Source organism: Streptomyces sp. NPDC059679, from assembly GCF_042734105.1.
GTDB lineage: Bacteria > Actinomycetota > Actinomycetes > Streptomycetales > Streptomycetaceae > Streptomyces.
In genome coordinates, this window is record NZ_JBHWES010000037.1 from 58,144 (window position 1) to 78,724 (window position 20,581).

Sequence of the window (20,581 nt, forward strand, 5' to 3'; positions counted from 1 at the left end):
GCCGGTGTGCCGAGGGATCTCCGAACAGCCGCACAGACAGCGACGGCGACGCCCACGCGCCGCCGAAAGGAGACCACGTAGCGTATGGCTCAGCAGCCGCCTCTGCTCCGCGATGTGATCGACATCAGGAAGGAGGTGTCCACCTCCGACTTCGTCCTCCAATTGTCGGAAGCGACGACTCCCGAAGGAGCCGAGCGCGCGCTGAAGGACTATGTGGTCACCGAGCGGCTGCTGGAGAACTTCGACGAGGCGCTGAGCCTCATCAAGGCCGCCCTGGACGGGCACACCTCGAAGGCGTCGTATCTGCACGGCTCGTTCGGTTCCGGTAAGTCGCACTTCATGGCCGTGCTGCACGCGCTGCTCAGCGGCAGCCCGGCCGCCCGGGGGCGCGCCGACTTCGACCCGGTGCTGACCAAGCACGAGTGGCTGACCACGGACGGCAAGAAGTTCCTGCTGGTGCCGTACCACATGCTCGGCGCCAAGGCGATGGAGCAGCGGGTCCTCGGGGGCTACGCCAGCCATGTGAAGAAGCTGCACCCCGAGGCCCCGACGCCCCGGGTCTACCGCACGGACTCGCTTTTCGAAGACCTCCGGACGATGCGCGCCCGGATGGGCGATCCGGCCGTCATCGCCGGTCTGGCCTCGGTGGACGGGGACGACGGGGAGGACGACGAGTGGGGCGAGTCCTTCACCTGGGCGCCCGAGCTGTTGAACACCGCGCTCGCGGCCGAGGAGGTCCACGAGTCGGGGCAGGCGCTCAACCTGGTGTCGCCGTCCACCCCGGCCGAGCTGCGGGCACGGCTCGTCCGGGACGCGAGCACCAATCTGCTGCCGGGGTTCTTGAAGAACGCGGCCGAGAGCGAGCACGGGTTCATCTCGCTCGACGCGGGTTTGTCGGTGATCGCCGAGCATGCCAAGTCGCTGGGCTATGACGGACTGATCCTCTTCCTGGACGAGCTGATTCTGTGGCTGGCCACCCTGATCCACGAGGAGAAGTTCGTGGCCCGCGAGGCGGGCAAGATCACGAACCTGGTGGAGGGCGGCGACGCGCGGCGCGCCATACCCGTGGTGTCGTTCATCGCCCGCCAGCGTGATCTGCGCGAACTAGTCGGCGAGGAGGTCTCGGGCGCTGCCGAGTCCGCCATCCAGGACACGCTCAACCTGGCCTCCGGCCGGTTCGACAAGATCACCCTGGAGGACCGCAATCTCCCCCAGGTCGCACACGCCCGCCTCCTGCAGCCGAAGAACGCGGAGGCCGCCGCGCTGATCGAGGGGCAGTTCGAGAAGACCCGGAAGGTCCGCCAGGAGGTGTGGGACACCCTCCTCGGCTCCGACCGGGGCGCCGACGGCATCGGCGCGGACGAGGACAGCTTCCGTCTCACCTATCCGTTCTCGCCCGCCTTCATGGACACGCTGGTCCATGTCTCGTCCGCGCTCCAGCGCAACCGGACGGGTATGAAGCTGATGGGACAGCTGCTCGCCGACCACCGAGACGACCTGCGGCTGGGCGACCTGGTCCCGGTCGGCGACCTGTACCCGCTGATCGCTGCGGGCGGCGACAAGCCGTTCACCGACAGTCTGAAGGTCGTCTTCGAGGCCGCCGACAAGCTCTACAAGACCAAGCTCCGCCCGTACCTGGTGGACCACTACCGGGTGGACCAAGAGGACATCGAGCGGTACGTCCACCGCCGCGCCGACATCACCGACGCCGACCTGCTGAGCCGGCTCAAGTCGTTCACCGGGGACAACCGCATCGTCGGCACCCTGCTGCTGTCGGCGCTGGTGCCGAGCGTCCCCGCCCTGTCCAATCTGACGATCCGGCGGCTGTCCGCGCTCAACTACGGTTCGATCGTGGCCCCGATACCCGGCCGCGAGTACGGCATCCTGCAGAGCAAGATCGGCGAGTGGGCGGCCCGCTTCCCCGAGATCAAGCAGACCGGCACGGAGGCCAACCCCGGTGTCCGGCTGGAACTGTCCGGCATCGATGTCGACTCGGTGATCGCCAACGCCGCGGTCAACGACAACCCCGCCAACCGGGACGCGCTCGCCAAGCGGCTCCTCGTCGAGGAGCTCGGGGTGTCCCAGAGCCGTCTCTCGGACGAGCTGAACTTCGTATGGCGCGGCACCCAGCGCACCGCCGAGGTGGTATTTGGGAACATCGCCGACGCCGACGATCTGCCCGACCACGACCTCAACCCGCTGGAGGACGACCGCTGGCGCATAGTCTTGGGCCTGCCTCTGCCGGAGGGGGAGTTCGGTCCGCGGGACGGTGTCAGCCGTCTCCAGGGCCTGCGTGAGCAGCAGCAGGGCGAACGGGAACGCACCGTGGCCTGGCTGCCCGCCCATCTGTCCAAGCAGCGCTACCAGGACTTCCGGCGCCTGGTGATCATCGACAAGGCGCTCGCTGACGAGCAGCGCTTCAACACGCAGTACGCGGTCCACCTCAACGCCGACAACCGCGCTCGCGCCAAGGGAATGCTGGAAACCCAGCGGGAGTCGCTGCTGCGGAACGTCAAGGCCGCTTTCAAGCAGGCGTACGGGCTGGCCCAGAAGAAGCCCGACGACGTGGAGCTGGGCTTCGACGACCATCTGGAGTCGCTGCGCGACGTCGAGGGCCTCAGGCTGTCCTTCGGCCAGTCGCTGCGCGACGCTCTGCGGCATATCGCGGGCAAGCTGCTGGCCGCCCAGTACCCCGCTCACCCCGATTTCGACCTCGGTAAAGGCTTCGTCAAACCGGCGGAGGCGCGCCGGGTGTTCACCCACGTCCGCGCAGCGGCCGAGGCTCGTGACGGCCGCGCCGAAGTGCCGAGCGGCGACCGGACGCTGATGGAGCGGATCGCGGTTCCGCTCGGCCTCGGCCAGCAGAAGGAGGTGTACTTCGAGCCGTCCCCGTACTGGGCCGACCACTTCCGCAAGCTCGCACGCGACGACGGCTTCACCGGGGACCCCTCCGTGATCAAGCTGATCGACTGGACGGACAAGCCCGATCCGCGCGGCCTGCCCGACTTCCTCGCCAAGCTCGTCGTGGCGTCCTTCGCCGAGCTGGACGACCGGGTGTGGGTGCGCGGCGGCACGGTTCTCGACCCGGCGCCCGAGCTGTCGCAGATCGCGGACCATGACGTGCTGCGCAGCCAGCCGCTGCCCTCGGAGGCGGACTGGGAGGCGGCGCGGCTGCGTTTCGAGACCGTCTTCGGTGCCAAAGCCCCAACGCTGCGCCGCGGCCGCATGGTGAACCAGCTCGCCCGCCAGATCGCGGAGCAGGCCCGGATACACGAGGAGGCTGCCGCGGAGCTCGTCGGGCAGCTGGAGGCGCGGTCCGGTTTCCTCGAGTTGGACGAGACCGACGAGAGCGGTCGCCTGGCCCTCGCGCGCAAGGCCGTGGACCTGCTCAAGAAGCTGGGTGGGGCGACCGGCGCGAAGAAGACGGTGGAGGCACTCGCCTCGTTCGACCTGGGGCAGGTGGGCCCGGACCGCTACGGCACGTCCATCCGCCAGGCCCGCAAGGTGGCCGAGGCTCTGGACAGGGCGTCCTGGTCCACGCTCGAACTGGCGCTCACCGAGGGCCCCGAGGGGCTGGCCCTGCTGGAGTCGCTGCGCACCATGGCCCAGCGGGACCAGCGCACCCACGACCTGTGCGAGGCTGTGGACCGCATCCAGCAACAGGTGCTCGCCCTGGTCAAGCGCAACCGTGCGGCTGCCCAGCCGACACCTCAGTCGCAGCCCGATCCTGGCCCGCGGCAGGCCGACGACGTACCGCTGGACACCTCGACCAGCCACCCACCCGTCTCCAACTCCGCGCCCGCCCAGCCGTCCGCTGATTCCGGCGCGGGCGCCAAGGGTCGGCTCAGGCGCTCCGGGGGCGGACGCACCACGGTGGCCCGCGCAGTGACCGAGTTGCAGGCCGACCTGTCCGAGCTGGCGGCCAGCGAGCCCGGCGCCACCATCGAGATCAGCTGGAAGGTCATCGAAGGATGAGCGTGACGGCCACCGCGGTCGCCACACGGCTGAACCTGGCGACCGTCACGCAGTACCTGTCGTCCCAGGAGTCGCTTGCCGCCTCGCTCACCGGCGGGGGCAGGCGCCATGTGGTCCTGCTGCGTTCCACATCCCAGTGGGACGGCCCTGACCAGCCGGTGTGGGGAGAGGGCAGGGCCGCCCGCATCGCGGCTGCCCCGTCGGCGCTCGCCGTCCACGAGCTGATCATCGACCACCTCGCGGACGGCGCCGCGGGGCCTTTGGTCCTCGTGATACTCACCGACCGCGAGGAGAGCGAACTCGACCCGGCGATCCTGGCACGCGCCCACAAGAAGCGTGTGTCGGCCGTCGACCGCTGGGATGTGATCCGCGAGGCGTTCGGCGCAGGCCAGGTCGACCCTCGGCTCAAGGACGACAACTGGGCCGCCGAAGCCCTCCTGGACGCCACCCCGCCGGGTGGCTGGCGCCCGTTGGGGGGTGGCCTGCTATCGCGCCGCACGGCACTGACCCGGCTGGTGCTGCGGCGCCTGCGGCTCGGGGCGTACGGCGAGGCGTCGACCGGCCTGCAGGTCGAACCGGCGGGCCAAGGCATCGACGCGCATACACTCCTCGGCTGGTCCCTGGCCCCCGGCGGCCCCGAGCGGTTCCTCGCACTGCGCGGTCCCGAGCGCGCCGGGCTGACGGCCTTCATCGCAGAGGAGGACCAGGCGGGCCTCGCGGGACGGGCACTGCTCACGCTCGTCGGGGCCGATCATGGCCATGACGCGGTCGCCTTCGGTCTGGTGTGCTCGGCGCTATGGCGACACGCCGATCCGGACGCCGATGTGTACCGGGCACGGGGGCGCGCCGAGCGCTGGTTCGGAGAGCAGACGGCCGCGGCCGGTGAGCAGGTCGACGCCCTGGCCTCCACGTTCGGAAAGGCCGCGGAGGAATATCTCACGGCTCAGTTGGCGGTCACGGCACGCGACGCGGACGGCGACCGCACGGAGGAGATCCGAGAGGCACGCCGAATCAGCGACACGGTCCTGGACCGGGCCTCCAGCCTGGTCCGGCAGTTCGGCGCGGAGTCGGCCGCCGCGACGAGCCCCGTGCTGCCCGCGGGCCTGGACGCCAGGTTCACCGCCGTGGGCAAGGCCCTGGCAGAGGGCGCGAACTCCCCGTTGTCGGACGCCGTCCGCGCCCTCACGGCGCACGCGCGCGCCTACGGTCCGGAGACCCGGGCCCGTATCGAACGCGCCCGTATGGGTCAGCGCCTCGCCCAGTGGCTGGCCTCCGACCCGGCCGCCGACTCCGATTCGGTGAGCGACGCCATAGAACGCCACATCACCGAGACGGGGTGGGTGGACCGCGCCCTTGAGTACATCGAGGCCGGCGGCGACTCGGATCCTGTGCTGAAGGCCGCGTACGGGGTCCTCGCCGCGCGGGTGCAGGAGCGGCGGCACGAGATCGACCGCGACTTCGCCCGCAAGCTTGCCATCTGGACCGAAACGGGCACTCCACCGAGGTCCATGCTGACCGTGGAGACATTCCTCGACCGGGTGGTGAAGCCCGTCCTCCGGGGCGGAACCGGGCGCCGCGTCCTGCTGCTCATCCTGGACGGCATGAGTGCGGCCATCGCCTCGGAGCTGGGCGAAGAGCTGCGCGCCACCTGGGCCGAGTACGACCCGCTGAATGAGGGTGCGCCCCAGCGACGGGCTATGGCCGCCGCCCTGCCCACCGTGACCGCCGTCTCCCGTACGTCTTTGCTCACCGGGAAGCTCTCCAAGGGTGCGCAGGCGGATGAGAAGCGGCTGTTTCCCGGGCTCGCGCTATGGGGCAGGCAGAAGGCGGCCGTCTTCCACAAAGACGACCTGGAGACCAAGGAAACCGGAGACCCCTTCGGTCCGGCGCTCCTCACGGCGCTCACCGACGGCGAGAGCCATGTCGCGGTCGTCCTGAACACGATCGACGACCGGCTCGCCAAGGAGCAGAAACTCGGCGACGGCGCCTGGAGAGCCGAGCACATCCCGGCGCTTCTCGGCCTGCTGCGCATCGCCGCCTCGGAAGGCATGGCCGTGCTCGTCACCAGCGACCACGGGCATGTCGTGGACCGGCACGGCACGAAGATCGACTCCGCCGCCCCGGAGTCGGCCCGTCACCGAGCCCCCGGCGGGGCGCTGCACGAGGCGGAAGTCGCCCTCTTTGGGCCACGCGTGGTCTGGCCCGAGCCCGGCGCCTCGATCGTGGCCCTGTGGGATGCCGATTCCCGGTACACCTCCCGCAAGGCGGGCTACCACGGCGGTGCCTCGCTCGCTGAATTCGCCATCCCAGTGCTGGCCTTCCTGCCCTTCGGGGCCGAGCCTCCCAACGGCTGGCGGGAACTGGGCGATCAACGGCCGGACTGGTGGTTCTCCGAGCGGCCGGAGCCGCAGCCTGCCGCCAAGGAGCCGGAAGCCGCCGTGCCCGTGGTGAAAAAGCCGACACGGCAGAAGCCGGTCACGGGCCAGGCAGCCCAGTCCCGTGGCGTCCTCTTCGACGTCGCACTGGTCCCGGCCGCAGAAGACAGTGACGCGCTGCTCACACCGGCCTCCGTCATCCCGGGCGATGACATGGTGAGCCTGCTCCTCGCGTCGGAGGTCTTCCACGATCAGCTGGAACTCCTGGCCCGCAAACCGCAAAACCTGGACAAGATCGAGCAGGCGATCCGCGCTCTGCTCGATAGCGGAGGCACCCTGCCCGCCACCGCCCTCGCCCAGCGCATCGGCTACCCACCCGCCCGCGCCGACGGCTTCGCCGCCGTACTGCGCCAGCTCCTCAACTACGACGGTGTTCAGGTTCTCGAAACGCTGCCTGACGGGCGGACGCTGCGCCTTCAGCCACAGCTGCTGAGAAGTCAGTTCGGCTTGACCTGACATTTCTGTCACACATTCACGGACAACGGAGTGCCATGAGTGCCAACGACCGGGTGCTGATTGACCAGATCATCGAGGAGCAGCGGAACAGTCTGGCAGTCCCGCTCTCCTTCGATGAGGCGTTCGAGAGATTCGCCTGCGAGCACGCCCTGCACGGCTTCGGGCTGTCCGACGAGGAGGTCGAGGCCGGTGTCATCGGCGGTGGCAACGACGGTGGCGTGGACGGAGCCTACGTCTTCCTCGGCGGACGCCTGCTGCACGAGGACAGCGAAGTTCTGCACAACCCGTCCGCGGCAGCGAACGTCGATCATGGTGTGCAGCTGACCCTGTGGCTGGTACAGGCCAAGAAGTCCACGTCGTTCTCCGAGCTGGCGTTGGACAAGGTGGCCTCCACCTGCTCCCATCTACTGGATATGTCAGCCGACGAGTCACACCTCAAAGTGATGTACTCGGAGGATCTCATTGCTCGCTTCGGCCTGTTCAAGGACGCACTCCGCCGGCTACTCAAGCGCCATCCGACAGTCCTGCTCAAGTTCTCCTACGTCACGCGTGGCGACGCCAACGAGGTGCATGCCAAGGTCCAGGCCAAAGCGAAGCTCTTGGAGGCACAGTTCGACAAGGCGTTCGCCATTTCCCAGGGGAGAGTAGAGTTTCTGGGACCTGCCGAACTCTGGAAGCGGGCAAGCACGCTTCCTTCCTACACACTGGAGCTCCCCTACCAGGAAAGCATCACGCACCAGACCAGCCACATCGCGCTGGTTGCCCTTGGCGATTATGTCGACTTCCTGAGTGACGACACCGGGGCGATCAAGTCGCACATCTTCGACTGGAATGTGCGCGACTACCAGGGCAACGTGGAAGTCAACCAGGAGATCGCAGCAGCCCTTCAGAACTCTGCTGCCCCGGAATTCTGGTGGCTCAACAACGGAATCACCATTGTCTGTTCCCAGGCGACCTCCGTCGGAAAGCGGCTCAGCCTCTCGGACGTCCAGATCGTCAACGGCCTGCAGACCTCGTACACGATCCACGAGACCCTCCGGGAGCTGTACGACACCGAACCGTCCGACCCAGTCTTCACACGGCTGGTACAGGTACGGATCCTCGTCACCCACGACCAGGCTGCCCGTGACGCGGTCATCCGCGCCACAAACCGGCAGACCGCGGTGCCTGTGGCCTCGCTGCGCGCCACCGACGACATCCAGCGGCAGATCGAGTCGTACTTCCTTGAGCACGAATGGTTCTATGACCGCCGCAAGAACTTCTACCGCAACCAGGGGAAGCCGACCAACCGGATCGTCAGCATCCCCTTGCTGGCGCAGTCTGTCATGGCCATGGGACTCGGCCAACCAGACCATGCCCGAGCCCGCCCGTCGAGTCTCTTGAAGTCCAACCAAGATTACCGCCGCGTCTTCTCCGATAAGACGGAGCTCGCGGTCTACTTGTGGCTCGCCCAAGCTCAGCGCCGCGTGGACGAATTTCTGCAGACGCGTCCGGTCCCGATTTCACGATCCCATCACACGAACCTCCACTTCCACCTGGCTATGCTCGGGGCCGTCGATCTGATCGGCGGCGTCTTCAACGATCCAAACAAGCTAAAGAACGCAGCTCGGGAGAAAGTATTCCCAACAGAGACCCGTCTGGAATCGCTCTTGACGTCTCTACAGGAGCAGTTCTTGAATTTCCAGCAGGAACAGCTCTACGGTCCGGACAAGACGGCCAAGAGCAGGGAATTCGTTCACTATCTGACGATGAATCTCGGCTACGGCAGCCTCGCCAGGGGCAGGTGAGCGGCGGTTGGCCCACGCAAATGGGAGACTGGAGATGTGAGCGATTCCCGTCCTTCCGTGTCTGCCGTCCGTCGCCGTACCGCCATCGACGCGCTGCGGCGTGGCGCTGTGCCCGACAGCGGACTGGACCTGCTGGCCACCGGCCTGGAGAGGTTCGAGTCGGCGCTGGACGCCGAGTTGGACGCGGTGGCGGCAGGCGCCGCGGTGTTCAAGGCTGTGCGAGGCGAATACGGCTCGGGCAAGACGTTCTTCACCCGCTGGCTCGGCGAGCGGGCGCGGCAGCGTAACTTCGCCGTCTCGGAAATCCAGATCTCCGAGACCGAGACGCCGCTGCACCGGCTGGAGACCGTCTACCGTCGTCTCACCGAACGGCTGGCCACCTCCAGCTTTCCGCCGAGCGCTCTCCGGTCCGTCATAGACGCCTGGTTCTACGCCCTTGAGGAGGACGCCTTGGCGGCCGGGGCAGGCGAGGACGATCTGGCCGAGCAGGTCGGCCAACTGCTGGCCGCCCGCCTGGCGGAGGTCTCCAGACACGCCCCCTCCTTCGCGGCGGCGTTGCGCGGCTACCGGTCGTCGCTCGCCCGTGGCGACGAGTCGACCGCGGCGGCCGTGCTGGCTTGGCTCGGGGGCCAGCCGCACGTGGCCGCGGCGGCGCGACGGGCCGCCGGGGTGCGCGGTGACCTCGACCACTTCGGCGCGTTCGGGTTCCTGCAAGGTCTCCTGACCGTGCTGCGCGACTCCGGCCACCGCGGCTTGTTCGTCGTGCTCGATGAGGTGGAGACGCTTCAGCGGGTCCGCTCAGACGCCCGAGACAAGGCTCTGAACGCACTGCGACAGCTCATCGACGAAGTTCACTCGGGTCGATTCCCCGGCCTTTACCTGGTGATCACCGGCACCCCCGCGTTCTTCGAAGGCCCGCAGGGGGTACAGCGTCTCGCCCCGCTCGCGCAGCGACTCGCCACCGACTTCACCACCGATCCCCGCTTCGACAATCCACGGGCCGTGCAGTTGCGCCTGCCCGGCTTCACCCAGGACTCACTGGTTCGTCTGGGCATGGCCATCCGCGATCTGTATTCCCAAGGAGCCGAGGCGCCCGACCGCATCAAGGCCCTTGCCGACGACGCATACATCGCCGACCTTGCGCGGGCTGTCGGTGGCACGCTCGGCGGGAAGGCCAGCGTCGCTCCGCGGCTGTTCCTCAAGAAGCTGGTCGGCGATGTTCTGGATCGCATCGACCAGTTCGAAGACTTCGATCCCCGCAGCCACTACAAGCTGACGGTGCGGGCCGGTGAACTGACGGAGGTGGAACGCAACCTGGCGTCCGCCACATCGGCCGACGACATCGATCTGGAGGTGTGATGGCCGATGCATCGGATGTGAGCGACCCGGTCGACCAGCTCGACCCGGTCGTCCTCCATCACGTCGTGAACACCCTGGGCTGGTCCGATCTACGTCCTCTCCAGCGCGCTGCGATCCGCCCGGTGATGGACGGCGAGGACGCGGTCCTGCTCGCTCCCACCGCAGGCGGGAAGACGGAGGCTGCCTGCCTTCCGATTCTCTCCACCATGGCCGAGCAGCAGTGGACCGGCACCTCGGTGCTGTACCTGTGCCCGCTCAAGGCACTGCTCAACAACCTGGCGCCCCGCGTCCACACATACGCCCAGTGGCTCGGGCGCCGCGCCGCGCCGTGGCATGGGGACACCAAGGAGTCACAGCGGCGTCGCATCCGCACCGACCCTCCGGACATCCTGCTCACCACCCCCGAATCGCTCGAAGCCATGCTCATCGGGGTGAAGACAGACCACGCCCACCTGCTGGGCAGCGTCCGGGCAGTCGTGGTGGACGAGGTGCACGCCTTCGCCGGCGACGACCGCGGCTGGCACCTCCTGGCCGTACTGGAACGCCTCGAACGCGTCGCCGGGCGCCCCATCCAGCGCATCGGCCTGTCGGCGACCGTCGGCAATCCCCAGCGGTTGCTCACCTGGCTGCAGGGCACCCATGCGGACAACCGGCCAGGCCGGGTAGTCTCGCCCGGCGTCCCTGTCGGCACAAGCGCGTCCGAACCGCTCGGGCCATCCGCCGACACCCCCAACACACACCCCGCCGGCGACATCGAACTGGATTACGTGGGTTCTCTCGACAACGCCGCGAAGCTCATCGCCGCTCTCCACAAAGGCGAGAAGCGCTTGGTGTTCTGCGAGTCGCGGCGGCAGGTCGAACAGCTCGGGGCGGCCCTACGCGCACGCGACGTCAAGGTGTTCCTGTCTCACGCCTCCTTATCGGCAGACGAACGGGCGAGGTCGGAGGAAGCCTTCGCCGAGGGGCGTAACTGCGTCATCGTTGCCACGTCCACTCTTGAACTGGGCATCGATGTCGGCGACCTGGACCGCGTCATCCAAATCGACTCGCCGCGCACTGTCGCGTCGTTCCTGCAGCGCATCGGCCGCACAGGACGGCGCCCGGGTGCCAGCCGAAACTGCCTGTTCCTGGCGACCGGCAAAGACGCTCTGCTGCAAGCAGCGGCGCTGCTCCTGCTCTGGGGGCGCGGCTGGGTCGAACCCGTCACGCCCCCACCCGAACCCCGGCATCTCGTGGCGCAGCAACTTCTCGCCGTGTGCCTGCAACAGCACAAGCTCGGTGACCAGCTCTGGGTCGAACAATGGAACGGCCTCGCTCCCTTCGACCAGTCGGCCGCTCCCGTCCTGTGCCACCTGGTGAGCGAGGAATTCCTCGACACGGACAGCGGGTTGCTGTTCATCGGGCCAGAGGCGGAACGCCGCTTCGGCCGCCGCCACTTCATCGAGTTGACCGCCTCCTTCACTGCGCCCCCGCAATTCACAGTGCTGTCGGGGCGTAGAGAGATCGGTCAGACAGACCCATCCGTGCTGACCGAGGAACGGCCCGGACCACGCCGCCTGCTTCTGGGCGGACGCAGCTGGCAGGTGACCTTCATCGACTGGGCGCGCAAACGGGCCTTCGTCGAACCCGTTGAGAGCGGAGGGGTTGCCAAGTGGACCAGCGGAGCTGTGGCCGGCCTGTCGTACGCCCTGACGCGCGCCATGCGCGAGGTACTGCTCGGCGCCGAACCTCCCGTGTCCCGCACCCGACGTGCCGAGGCGTGCCTGGCCGAGTGGCGCCAGGCCGACGCACCCAACCTTGTGCACCCCGCCGGCACTCTGATCACCCGGTTGGGAGAGGAGGTGCGCTGGTGGACCTGGGCCGGCTACCGCGCGAACGCGACCTTGAGCGCGACCCTGCCCTCGATCAGCGACCCAGTCCAGCGGCCCACGGACTGCTACGTACGCCTTCGAGAAGACCTCGATCCGAAGATGTGGAGCACTGCCCGCGAGGTTACCGACGCGGGAGGACGTCTCGTTCTCCCGGATGTCGACCGCCGGGCAGTGAGTGGCTTGAAGTTCTCCGCCGCCCTTCCCGAACGCCTGGCCACGGCGACCCTGGCCGCCCGCCTCGCAGACTTCGATGGAGCCCGCGCTGTCCTCGCGGAGCCGACGCGTTTGCACATCTCTCGAAGCAAATGAGTCCCTAGCCCAGCCCAGGTTGTGTGCTGACCTCCATCTGGCACCCCGGCGATTCCGGAGTACGTGTAAGCAGTCGCTTCCTGCCCGCCGGCCTCATCGACGACCTTGCGCCATCGGAGATGGCCTGCCTCGTCGGCGACCGTTCACAGGGACCAGCCGTAGCCGAGGTCCGCCATGCGTGGGCTGCCTTCGGCAGGGACGTAAACGTCTGTCACGGCCTGGCTGACAGGCGCCCTGTCCTCGACATCGGTTTCTTGCTCCCCTGGAAGAGCGACTGTGCCGCTGGCCGGAGGGGAAGTGAGGCGTGGGGACATCATCGCGTTGGCCGGGTCCCGGCGGTCGTACGGGCAGGGCGGGCGAGTGGAGTCGCGCGGGTGGACAGGCCTCGGCCTGGCAGTCGGACGCGCCGGACGCCTTGGCGAAGCTGGACGACATCGCCGCAGAACACCTGGCGGTACTTCACCGGACCCTCCGGGAGGATCCGACGGCCTTCGGCCTCTACGAGGCGGCTCGCGCGGCCGGGGAACGGCTGACCGCCGCCGTGGACATCTGGGCGCTGAGCCGGGACGGCGATGAATTCGCCGCCCGCTTCACCGCAGCCGTGGGAGGCGAGGGCGGCACCGTGACGGACGCGGCCGTTCGCCGCGCCGCCGCAGCATCCGCCGGTCGCCTCCTGGAACGGAATCCCGGAGCCGGTGCACCGGGCGGCAGCCGCTTGTCCGGCGACGTGTTCTGCCTGCTTTACCAAGGGTTCTTCGCGGACATCGTGGCTGAGTTCCTTCGTACCGCGGTCGCCGAAAAGGTCAAACTCGTCGTTCCGCTGCTGCCCACGCTCGATCCCGAGGACCACATCGCCGACTGGATAGCCGAGCACGTTATGCGCCTGCTGCCGAACCCATGTGAAGAAGCCGCACAGCTGGCGGAGGTAGAGGAGGAAGGGGATCGGGCCGCGTTAGAAGTCGAGAATCCGATCACTCCCCTGCGGCTCGTCGCGCACCGACTCGTTCCTCAAGCGGTCGGCCAAGCGCTGGGCCTGCTCCCCGACGGACCGAGCGGGGACACGGACCGCACGTCGCATGAGAGGGAGCCTGCCGCATGACCAAAGCGCATCCCCGGTTCTTCTGGCTTTCCCGTCCGGGCGCCGAAGCACCGCCCCAGCGCTGGCAGCCCCTGCACGACGCCGTGTACTGGGAACGCTCGTCACGCGGACCGGACCGACGGCAGTTGTTCGCCCCCGCCCCGGACTGGGCGGATGATCTCCAGCGGGTGGCGCGCGCCGTCTTCGCAGCGGACCGGTACGCCGACCGTGCCGATGGCTTCGACCACTGGACCCGGCACATAACCCTCTCCGTACCGGTCGCCGATTCCGAGCGATGGAACCGTGCCCTCCCCGCCCTGACGGCCGTTCTGGGGACGGTGACGGGCGACCTGTGGGAAGTCGTTTTCCGGCCCATGCCTGGGAAGTCGGTCCGGGAAGAACCCCTCACCTTCGCGTCCGAGGAGTACGCGCACGATGTCGCTCTCTTCTCCGGCGGCCTCGACTCCCTCGGCTGGGCAGCCCAGCGTGCCACCCTGCCCACGCCTCGCACCCTGCTCCTCATCACCTTTGAGGAACGGAACTTCGAGGCGCTGCAGGAGCATGTGTACCAAGCTGTGTATGGCCTGCGGAGGCGGCGAGGCCGGTTACGGCGTCTTCACCAGAGCCAGACCGTGCGCACGCCACGTGGCAGCGGCATCAAACTGGAGCGGTCCACCCGCTCACGCGGCCTGCTGTACGCGGCAACCGCTGTGCACGCGGCCGCAGCGGAGCACGTCCCCGTCGTCCACCTGCCGGAGAACGGCCAACTCGCCCTCAACCCACCGTTGTCGGCCGCCCGGGCCGGAGCCTGCTCGACCCGCTCGGTGCACCCGTGGACCCTTCACCACCTCAACCGCGTGATCTCCGAGGTCGCGGATCCGGGGGCCGAGATACGCGTCGAGAATCCCTTCGCGACGCTCACCAAAGGTGAAGTCTGCGAGGTGGCGCATAACGCTGGGCTGCCGCAGCAGGCGCTGGAGGCCACCTTGAGCTGCGGCGCTCCCCCCGACCGCCGACCTGCTGGGCCCGCACTCGCCCACTGCGGCCTCTGCTACCCGTGCCTGGTCCGCCGCTCAGGCCTGCTGCACACGTTCGGCGACGACCGCACGCCGTACGCGGCCGATCCCTGGGACCCTGCCTTGTCCGCCTCCCATACCGGCACTTGGCGGGCCCTGAAGCGATGCCTGGACACCGACTGGGGCCTGCTGGACCTGGTGGCCGACGCTCCACTGCCGACGAATACGCAACATCCCCCACTACTGGAGGTGGTCGAACGGGGCAGGAAGGAACTGCGGGCGCTGATCGCCTGGGCGGACAAGAGAGCCTCACGGAAAGCATCGTGACCCGCCCCCACGCCACGTTCGACCCGAACGGCCTTGTCCGGCTCCAGTCGCCCTCTCCCGCCTCATCATCGAGCCAGTCACCGGCGCCGTCGCCCGCCACGCCGCCGCTCTCCTGGCCGACGCAGGTCTGCACGGGCACAAGTACGCCATCGGCGCGATGCTCAGCGCCGCCGCTCTCGTCGCCCCCGGCCCCGCCACAGTGCTCACCTTCGATCCCGAGGACCTGGCGGCGCTCTGCAGCGGACACGTCACCATCATCAAGATCTGACAGCGTGCCCCTCACGCCCTGTCGAACGTGCACCAGGCGAGAGCCGGCTCGATGACACTCCGCGTAGTCCACGGGAAGGCGCGGACACCTCGGACCGCGCGCAGATGTCCCGGCGAACCAAGGAGGTGGCGTAGGGCTACTTACTTACAGACCCTGCTTTACCCCAGTCGGAACCAGGCTAGCCAGCATCGCCCGAGTCTCGGGATCGGTTGAATAGAGTACGGTACCGGCCAGTCCCCGCGTGAGTAGTACTTTGTATGTATTTTTTATAAGGCGGCCAAAATCATCTGGCGCCGCCTTTTTCACGGTGTGGTCCTTACTCTCTTCACGGACAGCACGCCACCCATTGCCACGCCACACCAGGTCGGGGCCGAAGATCACTCCGTTCCAGGCGTACTCGAATCCTTGGGCCGTATAAATGCAGCCGATCTGCCCGAATCCTAACGGATCAGTGGCCCACAGCGAGGATACGGGTGCCCCACCCACAGGTTGCTCACCTCTGAGATTCCAGGGCCTGCGCCATGTCCCAATGACCACGTCGTCGACCAGGCTACCGTCATTCCGCGGATCGCTCCACGGCCAGCAGAATCCCGCAGTCATACGAGAAGTGTAGCCGGATTCTTGTCGGGCGCGGAGGTAGCTCTCCATCTCTTGAGGCGATTCGGCGACGAGCAACTCGAAGTTTTCCTCAGGCTGCCATTGAATCGGACCACCGGACTCAAGGCCGAGGAGGCGGAGGACCCAGTTTTCGTAGGCACGGCTCCCGCCGCACCGGAACTGGCTGTTGAGATCGACATGGCGCACAATGCATCCGCGCGCGTGAGCGGCCTCGTCGATGGTCTTTCTACTTCCCATCTCGCCCGGCCTGAGCACCTGATGCTCGTCGAGCAAGAATACCGGGGCCCTGGCTGCGTCGATGAGTTCCTCAACTTGCCCTCGATCGCTCCGATGCCCGGCGTACGTGTCCTGTCGTGCCGACCGCTGTCGAATGCGATGGGCTTCGTCGCAGATCAAGACGTCCAGCCCATTTTGCTCAGCATCTGTGAAGTCAAAGAAGTACCGGAAGAGCTTCGGGATGCGGTCGTTCTTAGTGCCGAGGACGTGCCGGAGAGTGGTGGTGAAAGACTTGGATCCGGTGGCGTGGAAAGCGCTGCGCCCGTTCCTGAATAGGTGTCCCATGAGGTGCAGCGCAATGATGCTCTTACCCGAACCAGGACCCCCGGTTATCACTATCACTTCCTTCTGGTTTGACTGTCGCGACAGGTTCGCTGCCCGTTTGACCAAACGAGCCGCTACCTCTTGCTCATCCATCAAGAGGAACTGGCCGCCGTCGACTATCTCGGCAGCAGCGGCACGCATCAACTGACGACCGGGAGCCTGAGGGCTGGCCAGGAGAGAATCACCCTCTGGTGAACCGTCCAAGCCTGAAAGACAGGTCTGCAGATACTGAATAAGTTCGCCGCGGGATGTGTCTGTGAAAAGTTGTGCCCTCGCGTCGGGCGATCTGAATAGTTCACTGACACCCCGATCGACTGCGTTGTGCAGATAGGCCACGCCCGCGACGGCGTCCTCCTGGTCACTCAGCAGATTGGTGAAGTCCTGAAGGTAGTCGCAGTACCGGCGTACCTGGGTCACGGGATGCAGGGCGGGTCGGTTGCCCATTCCCTTGACCAAGCAGAGGTTGTCAGTGCCAGGAACGAGGCGCGCTTCACTCCACTGCTTGAGCTCGACGATGACATAAGACGGTCTGCCCGTCGTGGGGTGCGAGCCGGCAAGAACAATGTCTGCGCGCAAGCTGGTAACGGGCAATTGGTGCTCGATCAGCACCTCGACGTCATCAAGCCCCGCGTCGCACAGAACTTCTGCCAGGGCCGGGATGCTGTTCTCCCACGAGCAGCGTTCGCTGTCTGACGGATTCCGGAAGAGCACGGAGCTGTACTTCTGGGCGAGCCGCTCGAAGAGGGCTCCGTCATTGCACCGCTCGAACAGTGCACGTGCGGACATGCGAAGAAGAGGCACGGACGATCTCCGTAAGGCAGTGGACACGACGGCGAGGGGGACTAGCGGTGGGGGCTCCTGGAACCCCCTGAAGGTGCATCCCGGCAATCAGGCGAGCGGCAGCCGGTACTCGAAGCTGCGTGGCCTCAGGTCCTCGTCAGCCGGCGCCCAGTCATAGAGGTGCAACACCCTGCCGCCACTCGTCGTGTAGTCGCCGGTCCGCATGTCCACCTTGATGTCGCTGACCACAAACAGGTCCACGGTGTTCTGCGGGTTCCGGGCGTGCTCGACCTCGTTGATCGTCAGGTCGACGCTCGTGGCCGCTCCTGTTGTCCCCTTCACCTCAACACGGCGCTCCGCCCCGTGACGAGTGCAGTGGAGGTCGTACGGCTTGCCAAGGCGTTCCACTGTCCAGCCCTCCCCCTCGTAGTGAGCGACTGCCATGTCCTCTGCGTGCAGCTCGATGGCCTTGCGCTTCTTGGGGTCGGAGACGAAGCCCGCTCCGCTGGAGCGCCGCTTCGCCGGCTTAGGCGGCTTCACCTGCTCCGCAGTGAAGCCGGGGGTGCGGTTCAGGGCCACCGTCTGGTGTTCGGACCAGTTCGTCGGGATCCCGGCCAGATCGAGCAATGGCTGCGGATCCATGTCGACGAGCATGCCTACGCCTTGCTGAGTCCCTGAAACACGTATGGCGTCGCTGGCGGCCAGTCCAAGCGGCCCGTCCTCGTCGAGTGGGACTTCGTGGAGTACAACCAACGGCTCGATACCGAAGCGCACCGGGTACTTGATGGCGTTCTCGTCTTCCTCGTCCGGCCAGTGAGGAGCTTCCGCCTCGTAGAAGTTCTCACGCACCTCGAAGAGGTACAGAGTGATCTTCTTGGTGCTCCACTCGTCGAGCTGTACCCGCGGCCCCACTCCCGTGGCCAGCACAGCGAAGCGTGGCCGTGCGGACCGGTACTCGGGCTTCCACCGAGGAAACCCCCAGGACCGGGTTTCGATCCCGTGCAGCAGGTTGCGCCTAGCTTCGGGCTTCTGGCCGACGTGGACCATCACGAAGGAGGTTGTCTGCGACGGACGGTGGAGGGGGGCAGAAACGTCGTTACTGCTGTCCTGATGCCTCGACAAGTGTCTATCTCCGTGCCCGCCTGCCGCTGCGCCGGTCCCACCGATCGGCTGGGCTCCATGACCATTCCGCATGGCAATCAGATTTTCATATAAGTGAGGGCAGCAGTTGGCGACTTGCCGATACAGACCAGATACGGCCCGGGGGCGGCGAACACGGTGGCGTTGCCTCGATCCCCAGCACCTCACGGCGCTGTGCGGCGGACACGTCACCGTCATCAAAATCGGACGGCGTGCCCCTCTCGCCCTGCCGGACGCACCACACGCGCACGGCGAGAGCCGACACGATGCGGGTCGTCCAGTCCGTCTCTGGTGTCCGCGCACTGAGAGTATGCGCGTAGTCCATGGGAACGGCGGGCGCGGCGGACCACGCTCGGAGGCCTCGGTGAACCAAGTCGGTGGCGAGGCAGTCTGGTTCCTTCACCACCCAGCGGCCCTGCCACAGCAGACCGCCGAGCTACGACAGGGGCCGCGAAGGGCGGCCCCGTCCGCAGCGGCCGAAGGCCCGATCGGCTACGTGCCCGCTCGATTCACCGGGACGGCCGTCTGGATCACCAGCTCACCACCCACCAATGGCTCAGTTTGTCCCCATTTATCGGGTCCCCCGCCGGGCACTCGAGCCTGCGAGAAGCGCTTCACTACAGCAGTCGGCCCATGCCATACGACGGTTCCCAACCGGCCGTCGGATACCCCAGGCTCCGGTCGTGCGGGCTCGGCTTTCGGGGACCGGTTGTGGGTTCACAGGCCGTGCTGGTCGAGGAGCCGCATCAGGTTGCGTTTGCGCTTCTGGTCGGCGCGCAGGGCGGTGAGGTACGTGGTGAACTCGTCCGGGGTGCCCAGGCGGCGGTGGCAGTCGCGGATGCTGAGCAGCAGGCTGGTCAGCTGCTCGTAGATCGCGTTGCCCGTCTGCTTCGTGAGGGGTTCGGCCAGGCGCCGGTAGACGCCGAGCGCGTCGGCGGGGCGGGTGGTGCGGGCCTGGGCGGCGAGGGTGAGCCACTGCCGGTCGTCGGCGCCGGTGTCGGTGGCGGCTTGCCAGGCCGCGTCGATGTCCTTGTCGTCGAGCAGGGCGTCGATCAGGGCCGGGCCGCCGTACCGAGAGTGCTGTTGCCGCTCCGCATCGGCACGCAGCAGGGACAGCGCTCCCTCGCGCTCGGCCGGCCAGCAGTCCGCGGCCCGGGCGGCGGCTCGCAGTTGCTGGTACGCGAGCAGGGTGCGGCGGGCGCCGAAGTGGTCGCGGCGCAGGGCCACGGCATCGGGGAGCCGGTCCGCCTGCGCGTAGCGGTCGCAGAGGTAGTCGATGAGGGCAGTGTCGACGGCGGCGAGGTCGCGGGCGTCGTGGATGCCGCGTTCCGCCCAGCGCAGGGCCTCGTCAGGGCGCCGGACGGTGTCCAGCTCGTGGGCGATGACCAGGTGCGTGTGGCCGTTGGGTGAGAGGTCGGCCGCATGCACGGCGATCACCGCGTCGACGTCACCTCCCGCCTTGGCGAGACGCTCCATCAGGTACTTCTCCGCCCAGCCGCGGCGGTTGCCCCGCCACGCCTCGACCGCCAGCTTCCGCAGGACGGCCATCCCCTCTTCGCCGAGGACGTCCTCGTAGTCGAGCGGATCGATGTCCGTGAGGCCATCATCCACCTCGCCGAGCGCGTGGCCGACCAGCCAGCGCGCGAGCTCCTCGGGGTCGGGGCATGCGGCACGGCACGCTTCGAGGTGGGCGTCGGCGAGGTCCGCACCGACCTGCCCGAGCCATCCGTCCGAGTCGTCGACGCTCTCCACCGCGTCGGCCAGCAGCTTCATCGCCTCCCGCGCCAAGGTGATCGCGTCGTCGGCCCGGCCCGAACCGGTGAGCGCGCCGATCGCGGCCACCGCCTGCCCGGCCTGGTCGGCGTAGGCGCGGGCATCGGCGTACTCGACGTACCCGTACTGCGCGAAGGGTGCGATGTCCAGCAGATCGCGGATACGGGCCCGGACCGAGGCGAGGTCCCCGCGAGCGCTCGCGGCCCGAAGCTCCAGGCGGCGGCGCAACTGACGGTCCTCGGTGATCTGTTCGCGTACGAGGGCGAGCAACTCGTCCTTGGACAAGCCGGACAACCACCCGTCAAGGTCATGCGCGCGGTCTCGGGCCGCCTTCCGCTGCCGTGGCAGACTCTCCCGCTGGGCGAGCACCGTCAGGCCGAGGGCGACCAGATGCTTGCAGAAGTTGCCTTCCATGCCGTACGGGCAGTCACACTCGCCGGACAGCCCGCCGGCCCCGTCCAGCGTCAGCTCCACCTCGTACCGCTCCGTGCCGTGGACACTCGCGGTGACCCATCCGTCACCGACCTCGACCCCGGACACCGCGTCCAGGTAGCCGAGCCCGCGCTCGTAGGAACGGGGGCCGGCCAGTACCTTGAGGTTCGCCTCAGTCAGGCCGCGCATGAATCTTCCGCTCTGCTGTGGTGGTGCACTTGATGCTCCGCCAGCCTAGGGGAGGCCAGGGGCGCGAGCCGACGACTTCGGCGGGCTTGGCCTCCAACCCAGCGCGTCAATCCGTGGGTTGACGCGAGGAGTCAACCCGTGGGTCAACCCTGGAGCCGAGGCTGGTCG

10 protein-coding genes and 1 pseudogene are annotated in these 20,581 nt (G+C 67.6%); 8 read left to right on the top strand and 3 right to left on the bottom strand.

Going from position 1 to position 20,581, the window contains the following annotated elements:
• Positions 1 to 84: 84 nt before the first annotated feature.
• The 8 genes and pseudogenes from ACFV2X_RS32295 to ACFV2X_RS32330 form a co-directional block, all read left to right on the top strand.
• Entirely contained in the window at positions 85 to 3,975 is a 3,891-nt protein-coding gene (locus ACFV2X_RS32295) for a phage resistance protein (protein WP_385623293.1), read from the top strand.
• A complete protein-coding gene (pglZ, locus tag ACFV2X_RS32300) occupies positions 3,972 to 6,866 on the top strand; it encodes a BREX-2 system phosphatase PglZ (RefSeq protein ID WP_385623295.1) in 2,895 nt (964 codons plus the stop codon). Before ACFV2X_RS32295 ends, pglZ begins: the two co-directional genes overlap by 4 nt.
• 35 nt (positions 6,867 to 6,901) lie before the next feature.
• Positions 6,902 to 8,653, top strand: coding sequence for an AIPR family protein (locus tag ACFV2X_RS32305; protein ID WP_385623297.1), 1,752 nt, complete (start codon positions 6,902 to 6,904; stop codon positions 8,651 to 8,653).
• 57 nt (positions 8,654 to 8,710) lie between these two features.
• Positions 8,711 to 10,012 carry a BREX system ATP-binding protein BrxD gene (gene brxD / locus ACFV2X_RS32310; RefSeq protein ID WP_385623300.1) on the top strand — a complete coding sequence of 434 codons (1,302 nt, stop codon included), beginning with the start codon at positions 8,711 to 8,713 and terminating at the stop codon, positions 10,010 to 10,012.
• A complete protein-coding gene (locus ACFV2X_RS32315) occupies positions 10,012 to 12,192 on the top strand; it encodes a DEAD/DEAH box helicase (protein WP_385623302.1) in 2,181 nt (726 codons plus the stop codon). The genes brxD and ACFV2X_RS32315 overlap by 1 nt, the downstream gene beginning before the upstream one ends.
• 415 nt (positions 12,193 to 12,607) lie before the next feature.
• Positions 12,608 to 13,291: a hypothetical protein gene (locus ACFV2X_RS32320; RefSeq protein ID WP_385623305.1), complete on the top strand. Its 684-nt coding sequence runs from the start codon at positions 12,608 to 12,610 to the stop codon at positions 13,289 to 13,291.
• Positions 13,288 to 14,613, top strand: a complete 1,326-nt coding sequence (locus tag ACFV2X_RS32325) for a 7-cyano-7-deazaguanine synthase (protein WP_385623308.1) — start codon at positions 13,288 to 13,290, stop codon at positions 14,611 to 14,613. Before ACFV2X_RS32320 ends, ACFV2X_RS32325 begins: the two co-directional genes overlap by 4 nt.
• Before the next feature lie 13 nt (positions 14,614 to 14,626).
• Positions 14,627 to 14,881 (top strand): annotated as a pseudogene (locus ACFV2X_RS32330) (DNA-binding protein); the annotation flags it as partial.
• Between the two features lie 144 nt (positions 14,882 to 15,025).
• On the opposite strand, the gene ACFV2X_RS32335 reads toward ACFV2X_RS32330, so the two are convergent.
• The 3 genes from ACFV2X_RS32335 to ACFV2X_RS32345 all read right to left on the bottom strand — a co-directional run bounded on the left by ACFV2X_RS32335 (position 15,026) and on the right by ACFV2X_RS32345 (position 20,413).
• The gene (locus ACFV2X_RS32335; RefSeq protein ID WP_385623311.1) at positions 15,026 to 16,885 is read right to left on the bottom strand and encodes a DNA/RNA helicase domain-containing protein; all 1,860 of its coding nucleotides are present in this window, start codon (positions 16,883 to 16,885) and stop codon (positions 15,026 to 15,028) included.
• A 102-nt stretch (positions 16,886 to 16,987) separates the two neighbouring features.
• On the bottom strand, positions 16,988 to 17,926 hold the full coding sequence (locus tag ACFV2X_RS32340) for a protein NO VEIN domain-containing protein (protein WP_385623313.1): 939 nt from the start codon (positions 17,924 to 17,926) through the stop codon (positions 16,988 to 16,990).
• Positions 17,927 to 18,736: 810 nt separating this feature from the next.
• A complete protein-coding gene (locus ACFV2X_RS32345; protein ID WP_385623315.1) occupies positions 18,737 to 20,413 on the bottom strand; it encodes an SWIM zinc finger domain-containing protein in 1,677 nt (558 codons plus the stop codon).
• Positions 20,414 to 20,581 lie beyond the last annotated feature (168 nt).

Bases quoted from the DNA above. Each gene is read 5' to 3' on its own strand.
- ACFV2X_RS32295 (WP_385623293.1), top strand. From the start codon at position 85: ATGGCTCAGCAGCCGCCTCTGCTCCGCGATGTGATCGACATCAGGAAG.
- pglZ (WP_385623295.1), top strand. From the start codon at position 3,972: ATGAGCGTGACGGCCACCGCGGTCGCCACACGGCTGAACCTGGCGACC.
- ACFV2X_RS32305 (WP_385623297.1), top strand. From the start codon at position 6,902: ATGAGTGCCAACGACCGGGTGCTGATTGACCAGATCATCGAGGAGCAG.
- ACFV2X_RS32315 (WP_385623302.1), top strand. From the start codon at position 10,012: ATGGCCGATGCATCGGATGTGAGCGACCCGGTCGACCAGCTCGACCCG.
- ACFV2X_RS32325 (WP_385623308.1), top strand. From the start codon at position 13,288: ATGACCAAAGCGCATCCCCGGTTCTTCTGGCTTTCCCGTCCGGGCGCC.
- ACFV2X_RS32335 (WP_385623311.1), bottom strand. From the start codon at position 16,885: ATGTCCGCACGTGCACTGTTCGAGCGGTGCAATGACGGAGCCCTCTTC.
- ACFV2X_RS32340 (WP_385623313.1), bottom strand. From the start codon at position 17,926: ATGGTCCACGTCGGCCAGAAGCCCGAAGCTAGGCGCAACCTGCTGCAC.
- ACFV2X_RS32345 (WP_385623315.1), bottom strand. From the start codon at position 20,413: ATGCGCGGCCTGACTGAGGCGAACCTCAAGGTACTGGCCGGCCCCCGT.